We start from the raw sequence: 15,676 nt of genomic DNA, 5'->3' as shown, positions 1-15,676 counted from the left end.
GGGACCGTTGGCGGGAACATCGCAAACGGATCGCCTATCGGGGATATGCCTCCGATGCTGATTGCTCTTGGGGCGGAAATTGAGCTGCAGAGCAATCGTGGGCGGCGTACCTTGCCGCTTGAGAGTTTCTTCATTGACTATGGCAAGCAGGATATTGCTGAGAACGAAGTGCTGACGTCGATCAGTGTGCCGCGTTTGAGCGCAAATGAGCAATTCCGGGCCTACAAGATCACCAAGCGCTTTGATCAGGATATCTCTGCAGTGATGGCTGCGTTCTGTCTGAAGGTGAAAGACGGTGTTGTAGAGCGTGCATGCATGGCATTTGGTGGTGTTGCGGGCATTCCAAAACGTGCAAGTGGCGCTGAAGATGCTCTGGTTGGTGCGTCCTTGGAAGATCCAGGCAGTTGGCAGGATGCGTTGAATGCTATTGAGAGTGAATTCGTTCCACTGACTGACATGAGGGCCTCCAGCACCTATCGGCGTGATATTGTGCGAGGGCTTTTAGAAAAAGCCTTGCTGGAGATATCTGCTTCATCCTCGCAAAAAACGCGTGTCCACGGGCAACGTGAACTGGTTGAGGGAGGCGCTCATGTCAGCTGATCTTCTTGAAAAGACAGAGGCAGGCACCTCGACCTCTCAGGTCGTGGGAAAATCCTACAAACATGACAGTGCAGAAAAGCATGTGTCTGGAACTGCGACATATATTGATGACATGATTGAGCCGTACGGCACTCTTCATGTGGCGCCGGGGTATGCGTCTCATAAAGCGTGTGGCCGTCTGACGACAATCGATCTGAGTGCTGTCAGAGCAGCCCCCGGTGTTGTTGCCGTGCTGGAAGCTGCGGATATTCCCGGTGTGAATGATTGCTCTCCTGCCATGGGAGATGATCCGGTCTTTGTATCAGATCGCATCGCATTTCATGGGCAGCTGGTGTTTCTTGTGGTGGCTGAGAGCCGTTTGCAAGCGCGCAAGGCTGTTCAACTGGCACGAATTGAGGTTGAGGCTGAAACGCCGCTGGTGAGCGTTGCTGATGCTCTCAAAGCCGAGCAGAAGGTTTTGCCAGACTATGAGTTTCGCCGTGGGACACCTGAAGCCACTATGGAACGGTCTGCGCACACGGTGAAGAGCAGTTTTGCGCTGGGTGGGCAGGAGCACTTCTATCTTGAAGGGCAGATGGCCTTTGCTGTTCCCGGTGAAGATGGTGATATGCTTGTGCACTCCTCCACACAGCATCCAACTGAGGTTCAGCATACGGTTGCTAAAGTGCTGGGTGTTGATGAGGCGGCGGTGACCGTTGAAGTGCGCCGGATGGGGGGTGCATTTGGCGGTAAGGAATCTCAGGCCAACCAATGGGCTGCACTGGCGGCTTTAGCTGCAAACGCTACTGGTCGTCCATGCAAATGTCGGTTGGACCGTGACGACGATATGATCCTGACCGGGAAACGTCATGATTTTCTGGTTGATGTGGAAGCGGGATGTGATGCATCCGGCAAGATTGAAGCGGTTCAAATCAACCTGAATTCGCGCTGCGGTCATTCAGCGGATCTGTCGCTTGGTATCAATGATCGCGCGATGTTCCATGCGGATAACAGCTATTTCTATCCAGATGTTCTCATAGCTTCCAAGAGGCTGAAAACAAATACGGTTTCTAATACAGCTTTCCGTGGTTTCGGTGGCCCGCAAGGGATGTTTGCGGCGGAGCGGTTGATGGATGCGATTGCGATCAAGATGGGGCAAGACCCACTTGATGTACGTAAGGCGAACTTCTATCGCGAAGGTGAGAACACCACGCCTTATGGGCAGGCGGTTGATGAACACGACGTGCTGGCCGCGCTGGTGGATGAGCTGGAGGAAAGCTCCGAGTATCGTGCGCGCCGTAAAGCTGTAGACGCGTTTAATGCTGAGAACACGATCCTGAAGAAAGGGATCGCGTTGACGCCGGTGAAGTTTGGTATTTCGTTCACGCTGACCCATCTCAACCAAGCGGGTGCACTGGTGCATCTTTATCGGGATGGTTCTGTGCACCTGAACCATGGGGGCACAGAAATGGGGCAGGGCCTCTATCAGAAGGTTGCGCAGATTGCAGCGACTGAGATGGGGGTTCGCCTTGAGAAGGTAAAAATTACTGCAACCAACACCTCCAAGGTGGCAAACACGTCGCCAACAGCCGCCTCGTCCGGTACGGATTTGAACGGTATGGCAGCGGCGATTGCTTGTCGTGAGATTGTTGGACGTCTGAAAACCTTTGTAGCGCAGCATTTCGAGGTGTCTGAGGAAGACATCGAGCTGGTTGATGACCAGATGTTGATCAGCGGGAAGCCGAAGCTTTCCATCAAGGAGCTGGCTCAACTTGCTTACGAACACCGCATTCATTTGTCTTCTTCAGGGTTTTACAAAACGCCGAAGATTATCTGGGATCGCGAGCGGGTAAAGGGACGTCCATTCCTTTATTTCTCCTATGGGGCCTCCTGTTCTGAAGTGGTGATTGATACATTGACCGGAGAGATGAAAGTTGAACGGGTTGATGTGCTTCATGATGTAGGCAAGTCGCTCAATCCGGCGCTGGATATCGGTCAGATCGAAGGTGGCTTTGTGCAGGGTATGGGTTGGTTGACCACGGAAGAGCTGTGGTTTGATGATGCGGGCCGACTGCGGACACATGCTCCGTCTACCTACAAGATTCCGACGGCCACTGATGTGCCTGAGATTTTTAATGTGGCGCTTTATGAGAGTGATGGAAATCCGGAACCAACAATTTATCGCTCCAAGGCAGTTGGGGAACCGCCTTTGATGCTACCGATCTCGGTTTTCTGCGCGATCAATGATGCGGTTGCGAGCCTGAACAAGGGTGTTTTACCGACACTAGATGCACCTGCAACGCCTGAAGCGATTTTGAAAGCTGTTAAAGCGATCAAGTTCGGAGAGGAGGGCTGATGCGGGTTTGGGGTGAAGTTTTGTCTGCTCTTGATGCTGCTGGCCAATGCGTGCTGGTGAGCATTTTGGATGTTGCTGGATCATCCCCCCGCGAGGTTGGCGCACGCATGGTGGTGCGACCAGATATGTCGTTTAAGGGAACCATCGGTGGTGGCCGTCTTGAGTACGATGTTTTGCATGAAGCTGTTTCATTGATGGGAAATGGTGGGGCGGCCTTCCAGACGCGCTTATACGCGCTTGGTCCAGACCTTGGGCAGTGCTGCGGCGGGCGGGTTGAAATCGCATTTGAGCAATTTCACCTCAATTATCGCGGTCGTGCACAAGATTTTTCCACACAAGAAGGGGTGGGGATTTTTTCAACGACTGCAAATACTTGCAGCTCCGGCCCCCTTGAAAGGCACGTATTACCCCCTGCAATGTGCAGTGCAGATTCCGCAGAAATTGTTTTAAATCAAGGCAAACTGACCGAGAGGTTCGGGGAGGATAGGCCTCACCTGTATCTGTTTGGTGCAGGGCATGTTGGCAAGGCTTTGATGCTTGCGACGGCCCCTTTGGGCTTTCAGATCAGTTGGATTGATGAACGGCGTGAAATTTTTCCTAAATATGTACCTTCCAATATCCGCTGCATTCATCTAAATGAGCCTCAAGTCGTCGTAAAGAACCTTGAGCCGGGAAACTATGTCATCGTAATGACCCATGATCACAAGCGTGATCATGCTATAGTAGATGCCGCTGTTCGTAGAACCGATCTGGCATTTATTGGATTGATAGGCAGTGCAACAAAGCGCGCGCGAACACTTAAACGGTTCAAAGACTCCGGAATATCGGAGGCGCAAAGCAAACAGCTTGTTTGTCCGGTCGGAATTACTGAGATTAAAAGCAAGAAACCGTCTGATATTGCAATTTCCATTGCTGCTCAACTTCTAGTGGTGAAAGAGCAGCAAATGAGCAATGCTCAGGGAGGTTTTCGTTTTGCTTCTTAGGTTCAGGGAGAACATCTTGATCTAATTTTGCTTGGGGGAACGGGTAACACGATGGAAAACGAGCAGAGGTCTGGCCCGGTGACAGGGGGAGAGGATCTCATAGAAGCCAAGGGTATTACCAAGCGATTTGGTGACATTCTAGCGAACGACAATGTCGATCTCGTCATTAAGCAGGGTGAAATTCATGCTTTGCTTGGCGAAAACGGAGCGGGTAAGTCCACGCTCGTAAAAATTCTCTACGGCGCTCTTGAACCGGGTGCGGGAGAGATCCTCTGGAAGGGAAAACGGGTTTCAATCTCGAACCCTGCGGCTGCCCGCAAACTGGGCGTTGGCATGGTGTTCCAGCACTTTTCCTTGTTTGAAGCGTTGAGTGTGGTTGAAAACATCGCGCTGGCCTTGCCTAAAGGCGAAAAAATCGAGGCACTTTCCAGACGTATTACTGAGGTTTCCCAAAAGTATGGCCTGCCTCTGGATCCTGCAGCACTGGTTGCGGATCTGCCGGTTGGCATCCGTCAGCGTATCGAAATCGTGCGTTGCCTTTTGCAGAACCCCAGTCTCATCATCATGGATGAGCCTACGTCTGTATTGACCCCGCAAGAAGCGGATCAGCTTTTCATCACCTTGCAGCGCCTCGCCTCAGAAGGGTGTGCGATCCTTTACATCTCTCATCGTCTGGAAGAGGTGAAGAAGATCTGCCACAACGCCACGATCATGCGTCATGGCCGTGTGGTGGGTGGGTGTGACCCTGCTGAGGAAACACCGGCCAGCCTTGCCCGTATGATGGTCGGTGGTGATGTGCACGACATTTCGGCTGGCGCAACTGAGACTCAGCCGGGTGATGTGATGCTCAAGCTGCGCAATCTGTCTATTCCGTCGGATGGCGCGTTTGGCATTGAGTTGAAGGATGTCAATCTGGACTTGCGCGGCGGCGAGATTGTTGCTGTTGCCGGGATTGCAGCGAACGGCCAGAGCGAGTTGTTTGACGCGATCTCTGGTGAGATGCAGGTCAAAGATGCTTATGCGGTTGAAATTTGCGGTGTGCCAGTTGGCAAGCGCAAGATCAATGATCGGCGTTTGCTGGGCTCTGCCTTTGTGCCTGAAGAGCGTTTGGGCCACGGCGCGGTGCCAGGCTTCGTGCTTTCTGACAATATTTTACTGACGCGCTATAAAACTGAGCCGTCATTGATCAAGCACGGCATGCTTAACCAGAAGCTTGCAACTGAAATGGAAAAGCGCATCACCGTTTCCTACGATGTGCGTATGTCTCATGATAATCCTGAGGCGCGCTCGCTTTCTGGCGGTAACCTGCAGAAGTTTGTGGTTGGCCGTGAATTGGACCGTGTGCCGAAAGTGCTGGTGATTAACCAGCCGACATGGGGCGTTGATGCAGGCGCTGCGGCTTTGATCCGTCAGGCGATCATTGATCTGGCCCGAGGTGGTTCTGCTGTTTTGGTGATTTCCCAAGATCTTGATGAGATCTACGAGCTTTCTGACCGGATTGCGGTGATCTCTCGTGGTGAGCTTTCTGTCGCCGAACCAGCTTCTGAAATGACGCGTGAGAAGATCGGTCTTTTGATGGCGGGTATGGGTGAGGGCAAGTCTGCTTCCCCTGCAGCAAAAGCGGGAGAGACCCATGCGCATTGAACTTGAAAAACGGGCTGAACATTCTCAGCTGATGACTGTTGTTTCGCCGCTGATTGCGATTGGGCTTACACTTGTGTGTGGCTCTATTTTGTTTGTCAGCATGGGCTACAATCCGATTGATGCGCTTTATGCCTATTTCATCGAGCCTCTGACAACCAGCTGGTCGATTGAAGAGCTGCTGGTGAAAGCAGGTCCGCTGGTGCTGATCGCAGTTGGTCTGTCTGTCTGTTTCCTGTCCAACTCCTGGAATATTGGTGCAGAAGGTCAGTTCACCATGGGCGCGTTGGCTGGGTCTATCATTCCGGTACTGTTTTACGACTTTACCAGCCCGCTGGCCCTGCCTTTGATGGTGCTGATGGGCATTTTGGGCGGTATGGCTTGGGCGTCTATTCCGGCTTTCCTGAAGGTGCGGTTTGGGACCAATGAGATCCTGACCAGCCTGATGCTGGTTTACATCGCGCAGTACATTCTTGACTTTCTTGTCCGTGGTCCATGGCGTGATCCGGAAGGTTTCAATTTCCCGGAAAGCCGGATTTTTGATGCGGCACACGTGCTACCGAAAATCGGTGAAGGACGACTGCATATTGGCATGATCTTCGCCATTCTGGCCGTTCTGGTGGTTTGGTGGATGCTGTCTCGCACGCTCAAAGGCTTTGAGATCAAGGTCATGGGTGAGACACCGCGTGCGGGCCGTTTTGCTGGTTTTTCCAGCAATGGGGTTGTCTGGTTTGGTTTCCTCGTTTCCGGCGGCTTGGCTGGTCTGGCAGGTATGGCGGAAGTCTCCGGTTCTATTGAACAGCTGACGCCTGTTATTTCTCCAGGCTATGGGTTTACCGCGATTATCGTGGCGTTCCTTGGTCGGTTGAATCCTGTTGGCATTCTGTTTGCCGGGTTGTTGCTTGGGCTTTCTTATATCGGCGGCGAGTCTGCTCAGGTTAGCCTTGGTTTGACTGATAAGGTAACGCGTGTGTTTCAGGGCATGCTGCTGTTCTTTGTGCTCGCCTGTGACACGCTCATTCTTTACAGATTCAAGATTGCTTCCAGTGTGAAAAACATGAAGGAGGCAGGCAATGTCTGATCTTTCCATGATTGAGGCTGTGCTTCTGACCATCATCACCGCGTCTACGCCGCTGTTGCTTGCTGCTATTGGTGAGCTTGTGGTGGAGCGTTCAGGTGTGCTCAACCTTGGTGTTGAGGGGATGATGATTGTCGGCGCTGTGATGGGTTTTGCAGCGACACAGGCGACTGGCTCTCCTTACATCGGCATTGTGGCGGCCATGATCTCCGGCGTTGCCATGAGCCTGTTGTTTGGCTTCCTGACGCTTAATCTGATGGCCAATCAGGTGGCGACAGGCCTTGCGCTGACTATACTGGGGCTTGGCCTTTCCGGCATGGTTGGAGAAGCGTTTATTGGTCAGCCGGGTATCAGTCTGAAACCGATTGCTATTCCAGTGTTGTCGGGCATTCCATTCATTGGGCCGCTGCTCTTTAATCAGGACGTTCTGGTTTACGCTTCTTATGGTCTTGTGATTGCGGTTTACTTTGTGCTGTTCAGGTCCCGTACGGGGCTGATCATCCGTGCGGTTGGCGACAATCACGGCTCAGCGCATTCACTTGGATACTCCGTTATTCAGGTGCGTTATCTGGCTGTGATGTTTGGCGGGGCGTGTTCTGGCCTTGCTGGCGCTTACCTGTCACTCATTTACACCCCGCAGTGGGTTGAGGGCATGACGGCGGGCCGCGGTTGGATTGCGCTGGCTCTGGTGGTGTTTGCAAGCTGGCGTCCGGCACGTGTGCTGATTGGGGCTTATCTGTTTGGTGCTGTTTCCATTTTGCAGTTCCACGCACAGGCTGCTGGCATTGGTTTGCCGACGCAGTTGATGTCCGCGCTACCGTATCTGGCAACTATCATTGTGCTGATTATGATCTCGCGTAATAAGACACTTGCCAAGGTGAATACACCTGCATGTCTTGGTAAGCCCTTTGTGCCTGATCGCTAATAAGAACCTGATTTGACCGATGCGCTCATAGTAGACGTTGGTCAAATTGTAAATATTTCGACCTTCGTATACATGGTGGGTCGGAGATATGGATAACAGAGATTTAAATCTCTGTGTGAATATGAACTTATTCACGGCTGCACAACTTGCGGATTTCTGCACGCGCACGAATAAACGATCGCAAATATTTGCGAGCGAAAACAAAGCAGAAAAACAACTTGTGGGCGCACAAATGCGCAGAACGGCCTTCGGGTTTGTTCCTATCGTGTTTGCTTGGCGCCGTCGTTCATCTGGTTCTCAATGGTGTGTTCCGCCGCGCTTATTAGGGTGTTGCGTGGCAGGAATGCAGGTTAACCTATAAAGGGGAGCGCACAATGCGCACTATCTTCAAGCTTGCTGCAACTGCTGCAGTTGCACTTGGTCTTTCCGCAGGGGCTTCAATTGCTGCTGATCCACTGAAAGTGGGTTTCATCTATGTTGGTCCAGTTTCTGACCACGGCTGGTCTTACCAGCACGATCAGGGCCGTCAGGCGATTGAAAAGCACTTTGGCGACAAAGTTGAAACCACTTACATTGAAAGCGTGCCGGAAGGTGCGGATGCTGAGCGCGCGATTGAGCGTCTGGCTCGCTCCGGTCACGAGCTGATCTTCACAACGTCTTTTGGTTACATGAACCCAACTTTGAAAGTTGCGCGCAAGTTTCCGAAAGTGAAGTTTGAACATGCAACTGGCTACAAGCAAGCGAAGAACGTTTCTTCTTACGGCGCTCGCTTCTATGAAGGTCGTTATGTGCTTGGTCAGATCGCTGCAAAGGTCTCCAAATCCGGCACTGCTGGCTACATCGGTTCCTTCCCGATCCCAGAAGTTGTGCGTGGCATCAACTCCTTCATGCTGGGTGCGCAGTCTGTGAACCCGGACTTCAAGATCAAGACTATCTGGGTGAACTCCTGGTATGATCCGGGCCGCGAAGCTGATGCTGCAAAAGCTCTGATCGATCAGGGCGTTGACATCATGGTTCAGCACACTGACTCCCCAGCGCCTCTGCAGGTTGCTGAAGAGCGTGGCATCATGGGCTTTGGTCAGGCATCTGACATGATCAAGTTTGCGCCTAAGGCACAGGCAACTGCGATCATCGACGACTGGTCCGCTTACTACATTGCCCGCGTGCAGGCAGTGATGGACGGTAACTGGAAGGGCCAGGACACCTGGGGCGGTCTGGATGTTGACATGGTTCACATGGCACCATTCACCAACATCCCACAGGATGTTGCAGATGAAGCTGCAAAAACTCTTGCTGCGATCAAATCTGGTGAGCTGAAGCCATTTACTGGCCCAATCACCAAGCAGGATGGCTCTGAGTTCCTGAAAGCTGGTGAGAGCGCTGAAGATGGTGCTCTGCTTTCCATGAACTTCTACGTTAAAGGCATCGACGACCAGCTGCCTGAATAAGCTCCAAGCTTGTTTTCGGAGAGCGCCACATTTTTTAACGGTGCTCTCCGCTGATTTCAGCAGTGGGGGGGGGCTCCCGCTGCCCACTCATTTCAATTGAACTTAAAAGAACAAGACAATGATAGCCACTTTCCTTAGTGAATGGCTCAATCTGCTTTTCCGCTGGTTTCACTTGATTGTGGGCGTGGGCTGGATTGGGACCTCTTTTTATTTCATCGCTCTTGACCTTTCCTTGCGCAAACGGGAAGGGCAGGCAGAGGGCATTTTTGGCAGCGCCTGGGAAGTCCACGGCGGCGGTTTCTACCATGTTGAGAAATTCATGGTGGCACCGAAAGAGCTGCCGAAAGACCTGATGTGGTACAAGTGGGATGCTTATCTCACCTGGGTATCCGGTTTTGCTCTTTTGAGCGTTCAATACTATTTCAATGCAACAGTTTATCTCATTGACCCTGAGGTCATGAAGCTTTTGCCTGTTGAGGCTGTTGCAATTTCCATCGCCTCTCTTGGGCTTGGCTGGATCATTTATGATCGCCTGTGCCGTTCGGCGATTGGCAAGAACACACCTTTGCTGGCCGTGTGCCTTCTGGTGATCATTCTGGGCGCGACCTATGGTTATTCTCAGGTCTTTTCAGGCCGTGGGGTTCTCATTCACGTTGGTGCATTGATCGGCACGTTCATGGCCTTCAACGTGTTTATGGTGATTATTCCGAACCAGAAGAAAATTACCGCAGATCTGCTGGCGGGACGTAAACCTGATGCAGCGCTTGGCCTGATTGGCAAGCAGCGCTCGATTCATAACAACTACCTGACATTGCCGGTTCTTTTGATGATGGTGTCCAACCATTATCCGTTGCTGACGGGGCATAGCCAGCCTGTGCTGGTTGTTGCGCTGATCCTCGTGATGGGCGGCATGGTGCGCCATTTCATCAATCGTCATGATGCGCATGACAACTTTGCCAATTTCTGGTGGGCCTTACCTACGGCAGCTGTCAGTCTGTTTGTGGCTCTCATTGTGACACAGCCAGCCAAGATTGGTGGTGGACATGGTCCGATCCCAGACAGTGACGTGCTGGAAATTGCGCAGACCCATTGTGCGGCCTGCCATAGTGCAACGCCAACCAATGAAGCCTTTAGCGAAGCGCCTAAAAACATCGAGCTGGACAGCATCGCTGATCTGCAGCGCTATGACAGCCTGATCATGGCGCAGGCGGTGCGGTCCTCTGCCATGCCACTTGGCAATGAGACAGGGATGACCAAAGAAGAGCGCGAGATCCTTGGCGCCTGGTTGCAGGGGCACTGAAGCGATGGTGACTTATTCTCTGGATGAGGTGAACCGGTTCTCGCAGGACGCCTTTGTCGAGGTGTTTGGCGGTGTTGCAGAGCATACTCCCTGGGTTGCAGCGGTTGCCCAGCAAGATGCCCCTTTTGCCTCTCGTGATGCACTGATTGAGGCGTTTGCTGATGCTCTGCAACATGCGGATGAAGAGGCTCAATTGGCGCTAATCCGTGCACATCCTGACCTTGCCGGCAAAGCAGCGCGGGCGGGTAAAATGGCCGATGCTTCGGTGAATGAGCAGTCTGGCGCTGGATTGGATCAACTGAGTGATGCGGAATATGAGCAGTTCACCCAGCTTAACGGCACTTACAAATCCAATTATGGCTTCCCTTTCATCTTTGCGGTGAAGGGGGCGACCAAGCATCAGATTCTGGAAGCTTTCCAGCTTCGTTTGCAGAATTCTGCAAAGGATGAGTTTGCGGAGGCATTGCGTCAGATCTGCCGGATCTTCAGCTTTCGGCTGGAAGATCTGGTGGCAGATGAACAGAGTGCTTACAGTTCCTGATCCTTGCCGGAAAGTGCTTGCTACAGTTACGTAATGGGCAATAATCCACTGGAACATGGGAGGCTGCGCTATAAGATGCTTGCAACCATCACCGTTATCTATTGGATTACTGCTACTGTAAAATTCAAGGGGAGCATTCATGAGGGCCGCGATTGAAAACCGGTTTGCGGAGCAGGTCGAATTCCTGCGCGAATTGGTCAAGGTGCCAAGCGACAACCCTCCAGGGGATACGGAGCACCATGCATTGCGGACTGCTGAGCTGCTTGAAGGCCTTGGCTTTACCGTTGAAAAACACCCTGTTCCAGAACCATTTGTGCGCCAGAACGGCATGGTCTCTGTGACCAATCTGATCATTCGTGAAACGTTTGGCGACGGGTTTGGTCCAGTGATCGCTCTAAATGCCCACGGTGATGTTGTTCCTCCGGGGGAAGGCTGGACTAAAGACCCTTATGGCGCCGAGATTCACGATGGTGCTTTGTATGGGCGCGGAGCTGCAGTTTCCAAAGGAGATTTTGCCACCTACGCGTTTGCCTTGCTGGCTCTGGGTGAGTATGCGGATGAGCTGGAAGGCTCTGTGGAACTGCACTTGACGTATGATGAGGAAGCTGGCGGGTTTGTTGGGCCGAAGTGGTTGTTGGAGCAAGAGCTGACCAAGCCGGACTATGCGATCTCAGCAGGGTTCTCCTATGCTGCGACAACGGCTCACAACGGCTGTTTGCACATGGAAGTGATCTTCCGTGGACGTCAGGCGCATGCTGCAATGCCAGAGAGTGGCGCGGATGCCCTGCAAGCTGCAACACCGGTTCTCGCAGCGCTTTATGAGGAACGCGAAAGGCTCAAGTCCATTCAGAGTGAGCAGGACGGTATTGGATCACCTCAGATCACTGTGGGCCTGATCTCAGGCGGCATCAACACCAACGTTGTGCCAGAGCGTGTCTCGTTGCGCGTTGACCGACGTTTGATCCCTGAAGAAAACGGTGAGCAGGTGGAAGAGCAGCTGATTGAGCTGATTGAAGCTTTGGTGTCGGAAGATTGCGGTGTTGAGGTGGAGTGTCGGCGCATTATGATTGCTGAGCCGCTGCGCGAGTTGCCAGGAGCCAAAAAACTGGTGGAAGCGTTGAAATGGCCTGCCAAAGAGGTTTTGGGCATTGAGCTGAAAAGCACGGGTGCTCCGCTTTACACTGATGCCCGCCATTATGCTGAGGCCGGTATTCCAACAGTGCTTTATGGCGCGGGGCCGCGTTCCATTCTGGAAGCCAATGCTCACGGGGCAGATGAGCATTTGCAGCTGTCGGACCTCAAGGCAGCTACGATTATCGTGGCGGACGCCTTGAAAACACTTCTTCGATAGATTGTAAAAAGCCCGGATGTTCCGGTCTTTTTTGTTAGCTCACGCGGCCAGAAAGGGCGGTGAAAATACCGGCGCCCAGAAGGCCAGTGCCGCCGACCTTATTGAGGCGCTTGAGTGTGCTTGGTCCGTTGACGACTTTGCGCAATCCGCCCGCCATGGATACCCAGAACACTGTGTTTATGCCACCAAGCGTAACAAAAGTGAGGCCCAGAATGAAAAATTGGGTCAGCACGGGCTGGGTGTGGTCAACAAACTGAGGCAGGAATGCCACGAAGAACAGCATGCCCTTTGGGTTGAAGGTGGTGACCAGCAGGGTGTCTCTGAAGATCTGGAATGCCGGAACCTGTGGCATCTCAACTTGTGTAGATGGGCCGGAATTGCTACGCCACATCTTAATGCCGATATAGATCAGATAAGCTGCACCAATGTATTTCATGATCTGGAAAAGCATGGCGGAGGTTGCCAGCACTGCGCCAAGGCCAGCAAGAGCTGTTGTAATTGCAAACAGGTCCCCCAACATCACCCCGGTAACAGAGGCAACCGCAGCGCGTTTGCCCTGACTAAGGCTGTAACTGACGACCATCAGGACGGTTGGGCCAGGTATGATCAACAGTAGGATACTTGCCGCGGCAAACGCGATCCATGTTTCAAATGCCATGGTGTTCTCTGGAAAGGCCTGATCGATCATGAACAGGTGATGAGTTGAAAGGCTTTGAGCTGATCTCTCAAAGTGTGCAGCAGATGAGAAGCTTACCCGTGTAGATGCTGTTTGGGTAGAGGTCGGCCTTTGAGAAATATTGGTGAGACTTTGAGTTCTTGCCCCTGTCTATGAGTTTTATGGAAACTTTCCTGACAGTGCGATGAATAGCCCGGCACTCAGCAGACCGGTGCCTCCGATCCTGTTGAGACGTTTTGCGCATTTGCCTCCGGTGAGTATGGCACTGCAACTGCCTGCCATGGAGGTCCAGAACATCGTGTTGATGCCACCAAGGAGCACGAAGGTTGCTCCCAGCAGTATGAACTGCGGAATGACTGGAATCGTGTCCTCTACAAATTGCGGGAGAAAGGCGACGAAGAACAGCATGTCTTTGGGATTGAAGGCTGAGACCAGAAACGTATCTCTGAATATTTGCAGGCGGGTCGTTGCCACAATCTCCATCTGGTCTTTGAGGACAGATTTCCTGCGCCACATGCTGACGCCCAGATAAATGAGGTAGGTCGCTCCCGCATATTGCAGAATGTCATAGAGCAGTGCGGAGGTTGAGATGACTGCGCCGAGCCCGGCCAATGCGACCGAGATCAACAAGATACTTCCCAAACTCACGCCAAGGGCTGAGGCGACAACCGCCCGCAGGCCCTGGCTGATGCCATAACTGGAGACCATAAGGACTGTTGGTCCGGGGATGATGAGTAAGATGGTGCAGGCGAGGACGTAAGTCAGCCAAACCTCGATGGCCATGGCTTTTCTCCTGAAATGATATGTTGCACAGGAGAGGTAGGGGCGAATTGTGACCAAAATTCTGCGGGTGTGATGACGAAATACAACAATGGAAACAATTGTTTATGCCTCACATTTTGTTGCAGGAGGCAATGGTGCTTGATGAAAGTTTGAGCGATTGCATGCTGTTGCTCGCATGAGAGCTCAGCTTGGTGAGAGTTGTTTGATCCAGACCGTCAGGTTTCCGGAAGTTTCAAAGCCCGTTTGTATGGTGCTGTGCAGAGTTTCACCTCGTGCATACCCAACGATAGGTGCTGATGGTTGCCATGCCAGCAACAGGCACGCCATTTGCTGGAGGTCTTTTGGGGACAGTGCGTCTGCAAAGATGTTGGAAAGGCCGATTGAGCTGCTAGACCAGTTGCTGATGAAGCCCTTGGTGTACTTTCCCGCTTCAGCATAGCCCCAAAAGGCAATGTTGGGGATCGTGAGAAGTGCGGGTGGAAACATGTTGCGGTCTGTCTGATTGCCGCTTGTCTTTCATGCTGCCTCCCAGTGCTCCAGTTGCCGGGCCGTCTTTATCTGCTCCCAGCCTGCCGTGTCTGCTTTGACGATTTCAGTCAGATAAAACCAGCTGGCATCGAACAGTTTTTTGAAACCAAATTGTTCCAGTGGAAGATCTGCAAAACTGTCTTTGACATAAACATCAAAGGTAGCAGTACGCGTGAAGTCATTGACGAGTTCAGGATTTATTGCCGGGAGGCAGGTCACGATGCTGGAGTAAAACGGAAGGGGCGGCACAGTTGTGTGAAACAGCTCCTTAGAGCGCTCATAGGGAACGCCATGGGCTTCAAACATATGCTGATAAAGATCCGCATTGTTTTCAGCGGCTTCCAACTGCCATGCGGCTTTGCTCATGATAGCTGGTCTCACGTGTCACCCATCTTCTACACAAGAGAGCATCATAGGAGAATGCGATGTGGGATCAATAGCCAGCGGCTGCGTATGGACCGCCGCCCTGACGGTAGACGAGCAGGGTGCGGGTGTAGGAGAGGGCCTCGGTGCCGGTTTGATCATGGGCGACGGTTTTTACGGTCAAAATGCCTTGATCTGGTCTGGAACGGCTTTCTCGCTTTGACAGGACTTCGCTTTCCACTTTGAAGCGGTCATCTGCATAGAAATGACGAGACAATTTTGTATCGGTCCACCCCAGATTAGCAACCACACGCCCAAAGGTGGTTGTGGTAGCAGCGGTGACCAGCGAGAGGACGTGCAGTTCTGATGCTGGCAGACGGTCTCTGCCGTAGACCTCCCGCGCGAACTCATGATCACGGTAGAGTGGATGCCATTGCATGGTCTGGACGGCGTGGCGGAGCATGGAGGAGGAGTGGAGTGTGATGTCCGGGCTGTGCTCGAAGATTTGGCCTGCTGCGAACCCCTCAAAGTAGATGCCTGTTGTTTCCTGCAAGGACCCATCCTCACGTTGATGATAGGCCAAAAACCAAGGATTACTGCTGGAGTTAGGAAGGTCGCCCCAAACCGGGTGCTTGCCTTTTTTGAAGATGCTGAGTGTGTATGTGAGGTTGGCGACCTCAACACCTTTCTGATTGGTGCTGGAGGCTTTTACGGTGACGTGGCCGGTTTTGTCTTCGCTCTCCTCCACTGCGATGATTTGGCTGCAGCAGTAGAGCGTGTCGCCATCGAAGACAGGCGCAGTCATGGAGATGTTCTCAAACGCTGTGATGCGGTCTTTTCTGGCAAAGGTCTTCCAGCTCATGCCGAAGATCTTTTGCAGCGTGAGTGTAGAAACCATCAGAGGTTTTTTGAATTCTGTCTGGGCTGCGTAGTGAGCGTCGTAATGCAGCATTGCGGCATTGAAGGTGTCCAACGCTTCCTCTGCATTTTCCTGCTGAGAAACCGTCATGCCAGGACGATGGTGAAAGATCTGGCCCACGGAGAACTCTTCGAAGTTGAGGCCATAGATTTCCAGAAAGCGATTTTCTGAGATTTGAGCGTAGGCTGAATACACGATGGGCTCC

The 15,676-nt window shown here is 52.5% G+C and carries 15 protein-coding genes; 10 read left to right on the top strand and 5 right to left on the bottom strand.

What is annotated here, in order from left to right; all coding sequences use genetic code 11:
* The 10 genes from PsW74_RS29755 to PsW74_RS14865 all read left to right on the top strand — a co-directional run.
* A partial coding sequence (locus PsW74_RS29755) for an FAD binding domain-containing protein (RefSeq protein WP_244277865.1) occupies positions 1 to 600 on the top strand: 600 nt, incomplete at its 5' end.
* Positions 590 to 2,935: a xanthine dehydrogenase molybdopterin binding subunit gene (gene xdhB / locus PsW74_RS14905; protein ID WP_063288775.1), complete on the top strand. Its 2,346-nt coding sequence runs from the start codon at positions 590 to 592 to the stop codon at positions 2,933 to 2,935. The genes PsW74_RS29755 and xdhB, both read left to right, overlap by 11 nt.
* Positions 2,935 to 3,918 carry a xanthine dehydrogenase accessory protein XdhC gene (xdhC, locus tag PsW74_RS14900; protein WP_063288774.1) on the top strand — a complete coding sequence of 328 codons (984 nt, stop codon included), beginning with the start codon at positions 2,935 to 2,937 and terminating at the stop codon, positions 3,916 to 3,918. The genes xdhB and xdhC overlap by 1 nt, the downstream gene beginning before the upstream one ends.
* Before the next feature lie 51 nt (positions 3,919 to 3,969).
* Positions 3,970 to 5,562 carry an ABC transporter ATP-binding protein gene (locus PsW74_RS14895; RefSeq protein ID WP_208988001.1) on the top strand — a complete coding sequence of 531 codons (1,593 nt, stop codon included), beginning with the start codon at positions 3,970 to 3,972 and terminating at the stop codon, positions 5,560 to 5,562.
* Positions 5,552 to 6,640 carry an ABC transporter permease gene (locus tag PsW74_RS14890; RefSeq protein WP_057466297.1) on the top strand — a complete coding sequence of 363 codons (1,089 nt, stop codon included), beginning with the start codon at positions 5,552 to 5,554 and terminating at the stop codon, positions 6,638 to 6,640. Before PsW74_RS14895 ends, PsW74_RS14890 begins: the two co-directional genes overlap by 11 nt.
* Positions 6,633 to 7,562, top strand: a complete 930-nt coding sequence (locus PsW74_RS14885; RefSeq protein WP_082827144.1) for an ABC transporter permease — start codon at positions 6,633 to 6,635, stop codon at positions 7,560 to 7,562. The genes PsW74_RS14890 and PsW74_RS14885 overlap by 8 nt, the downstream gene beginning before the upstream one ends.
* Before the next feature lie 374 nt (positions 7,563 to 7,936).
* Positions 7,937 to 9,010: a BMP family ABC transporter substrate-binding protein gene (locus PsW74_RS14880; protein WP_063288773.1), complete on the top strand. Its 1,074-nt coding sequence runs from the start codon at positions 7,937 to 7,939 to the stop codon at positions 9,008 to 9,010.
* Between the two features lie 118 nt (positions 9,011 to 9,128).
* Positions 9,129 to 10,310: a urate hydroxylase PuuD gene (locus PsW74_RS14875; protein WP_063288772.1), complete on the top strand. Its 1,182-nt coding sequence runs from the start codon at positions 9,129 to 9,131 to the stop codon at positions 10,308 to 10,310.
* A 4-nt stretch (positions 10,311 to 10,314) separates the two neighbouring features.
* A complete protein-coding gene (gene uraD, locus PsW74_RS14870) occupies positions 10,315 to 10,851 on the top strand; it encodes a 2-oxo-4-hydroxy-4-carboxy-5-ureidoimidazoline decarboxylase (RefSeq protein WP_063288771.1) in 537 nt (178 codons plus the stop codon).
* A gap of 139 nt (positions 10,852 to 10,990) precedes the next feature.
* On the top strand, positions 10,991 to 12,202 hold the full coding sequence (locus PsW74_RS14865; RefSeq protein ID WP_063288770.1) for an ArgE/DapE family deacylase: 1,212 nt from the start codon (positions 10,991 to 10,993) through the stop codon (positions 12,200 to 12,202).
* Positions 12,203 to 12,236: 34 nt separating this feature from the next.
* Here PsW74_RS14865 and PsW74_RS14860 read toward each other — a convergent pair whose 3' ends face one another.
* From PsW74_RS14860 to PsW74_RS14845, 5 genes are all read right to left on the bottom strand, one after another.
* Positions 12,237 to 12,860, bottom strand: a complete 624-nt coding sequence (locus tag PsW74_RS14860; RefSeq protein WP_063288893.1) for a LysE family translocator — start codon at positions 12,858 to 12,860, stop codon at positions 12,237 to 12,239.
* A 177-nt stretch (positions 12,861 to 13,037) separates the two neighbouring features.
* Positions 13,038 to 13,661, bottom strand: a complete 624-nt coding sequence (locus PsW74_RS14855; RefSeq protein ID WP_063288769.1) for a LysE family translocator — start codon at positions 13,659 to 13,661, stop codon at positions 13,038 to 13,040.
* 183 nt (positions 13,662 to 13,844) lie between these two features.
* Positions 13,845 to 14,147, bottom strand: coding sequence for a hypothetical protein (locus PsW74_RS29340; RefSeq protein ID WP_208988000.1), 303 nt, complete (start codon positions 14,145 to 14,147; stop codon positions 13,845 to 13,847).
* A 30-nt stretch (positions 14,148 to 14,177) separates the two neighbouring features.
* Positions 14,178 to 14,555: a hypothetical protein gene (locus tag PsW74_RS29335; protein WP_208987999.1), complete on the bottom strand. Its 378-nt coding sequence runs from the start codon at positions 14,553 to 14,555 to the stop codon at positions 14,178 to 14,180.
* Positions 14,556 to 14,622: 67 nt separating this feature from the next.
* Positions 14,623 to 15,666 (bottom strand): MaoC family dehydratase, encoded by a 1,044-nt coding sequence (locus tag PsW74_RS14845; protein ID WP_063288768.1) that lies wholly within the window; start codon positions 15,664 to 15,666, stop codon positions 14,623 to 14,625.
* Between the last annotated feature and the right edge of the window lie 10 nt (positions 15,667 to 15,676).

The sequence above is a fragment of the Pseudovibrio sp. W74 genome (assembly GCF_001623085.1).
GTDB lineage: Bacteria > Pseudomonadota > Alphaproteobacteria > Rhizobiales > Stappiaceae > Pseudovibrio.
Note: the sequence above shows the minus strand (reverse complement) of the source record. Positions and strands in the feature narration are given on the sequence as shown.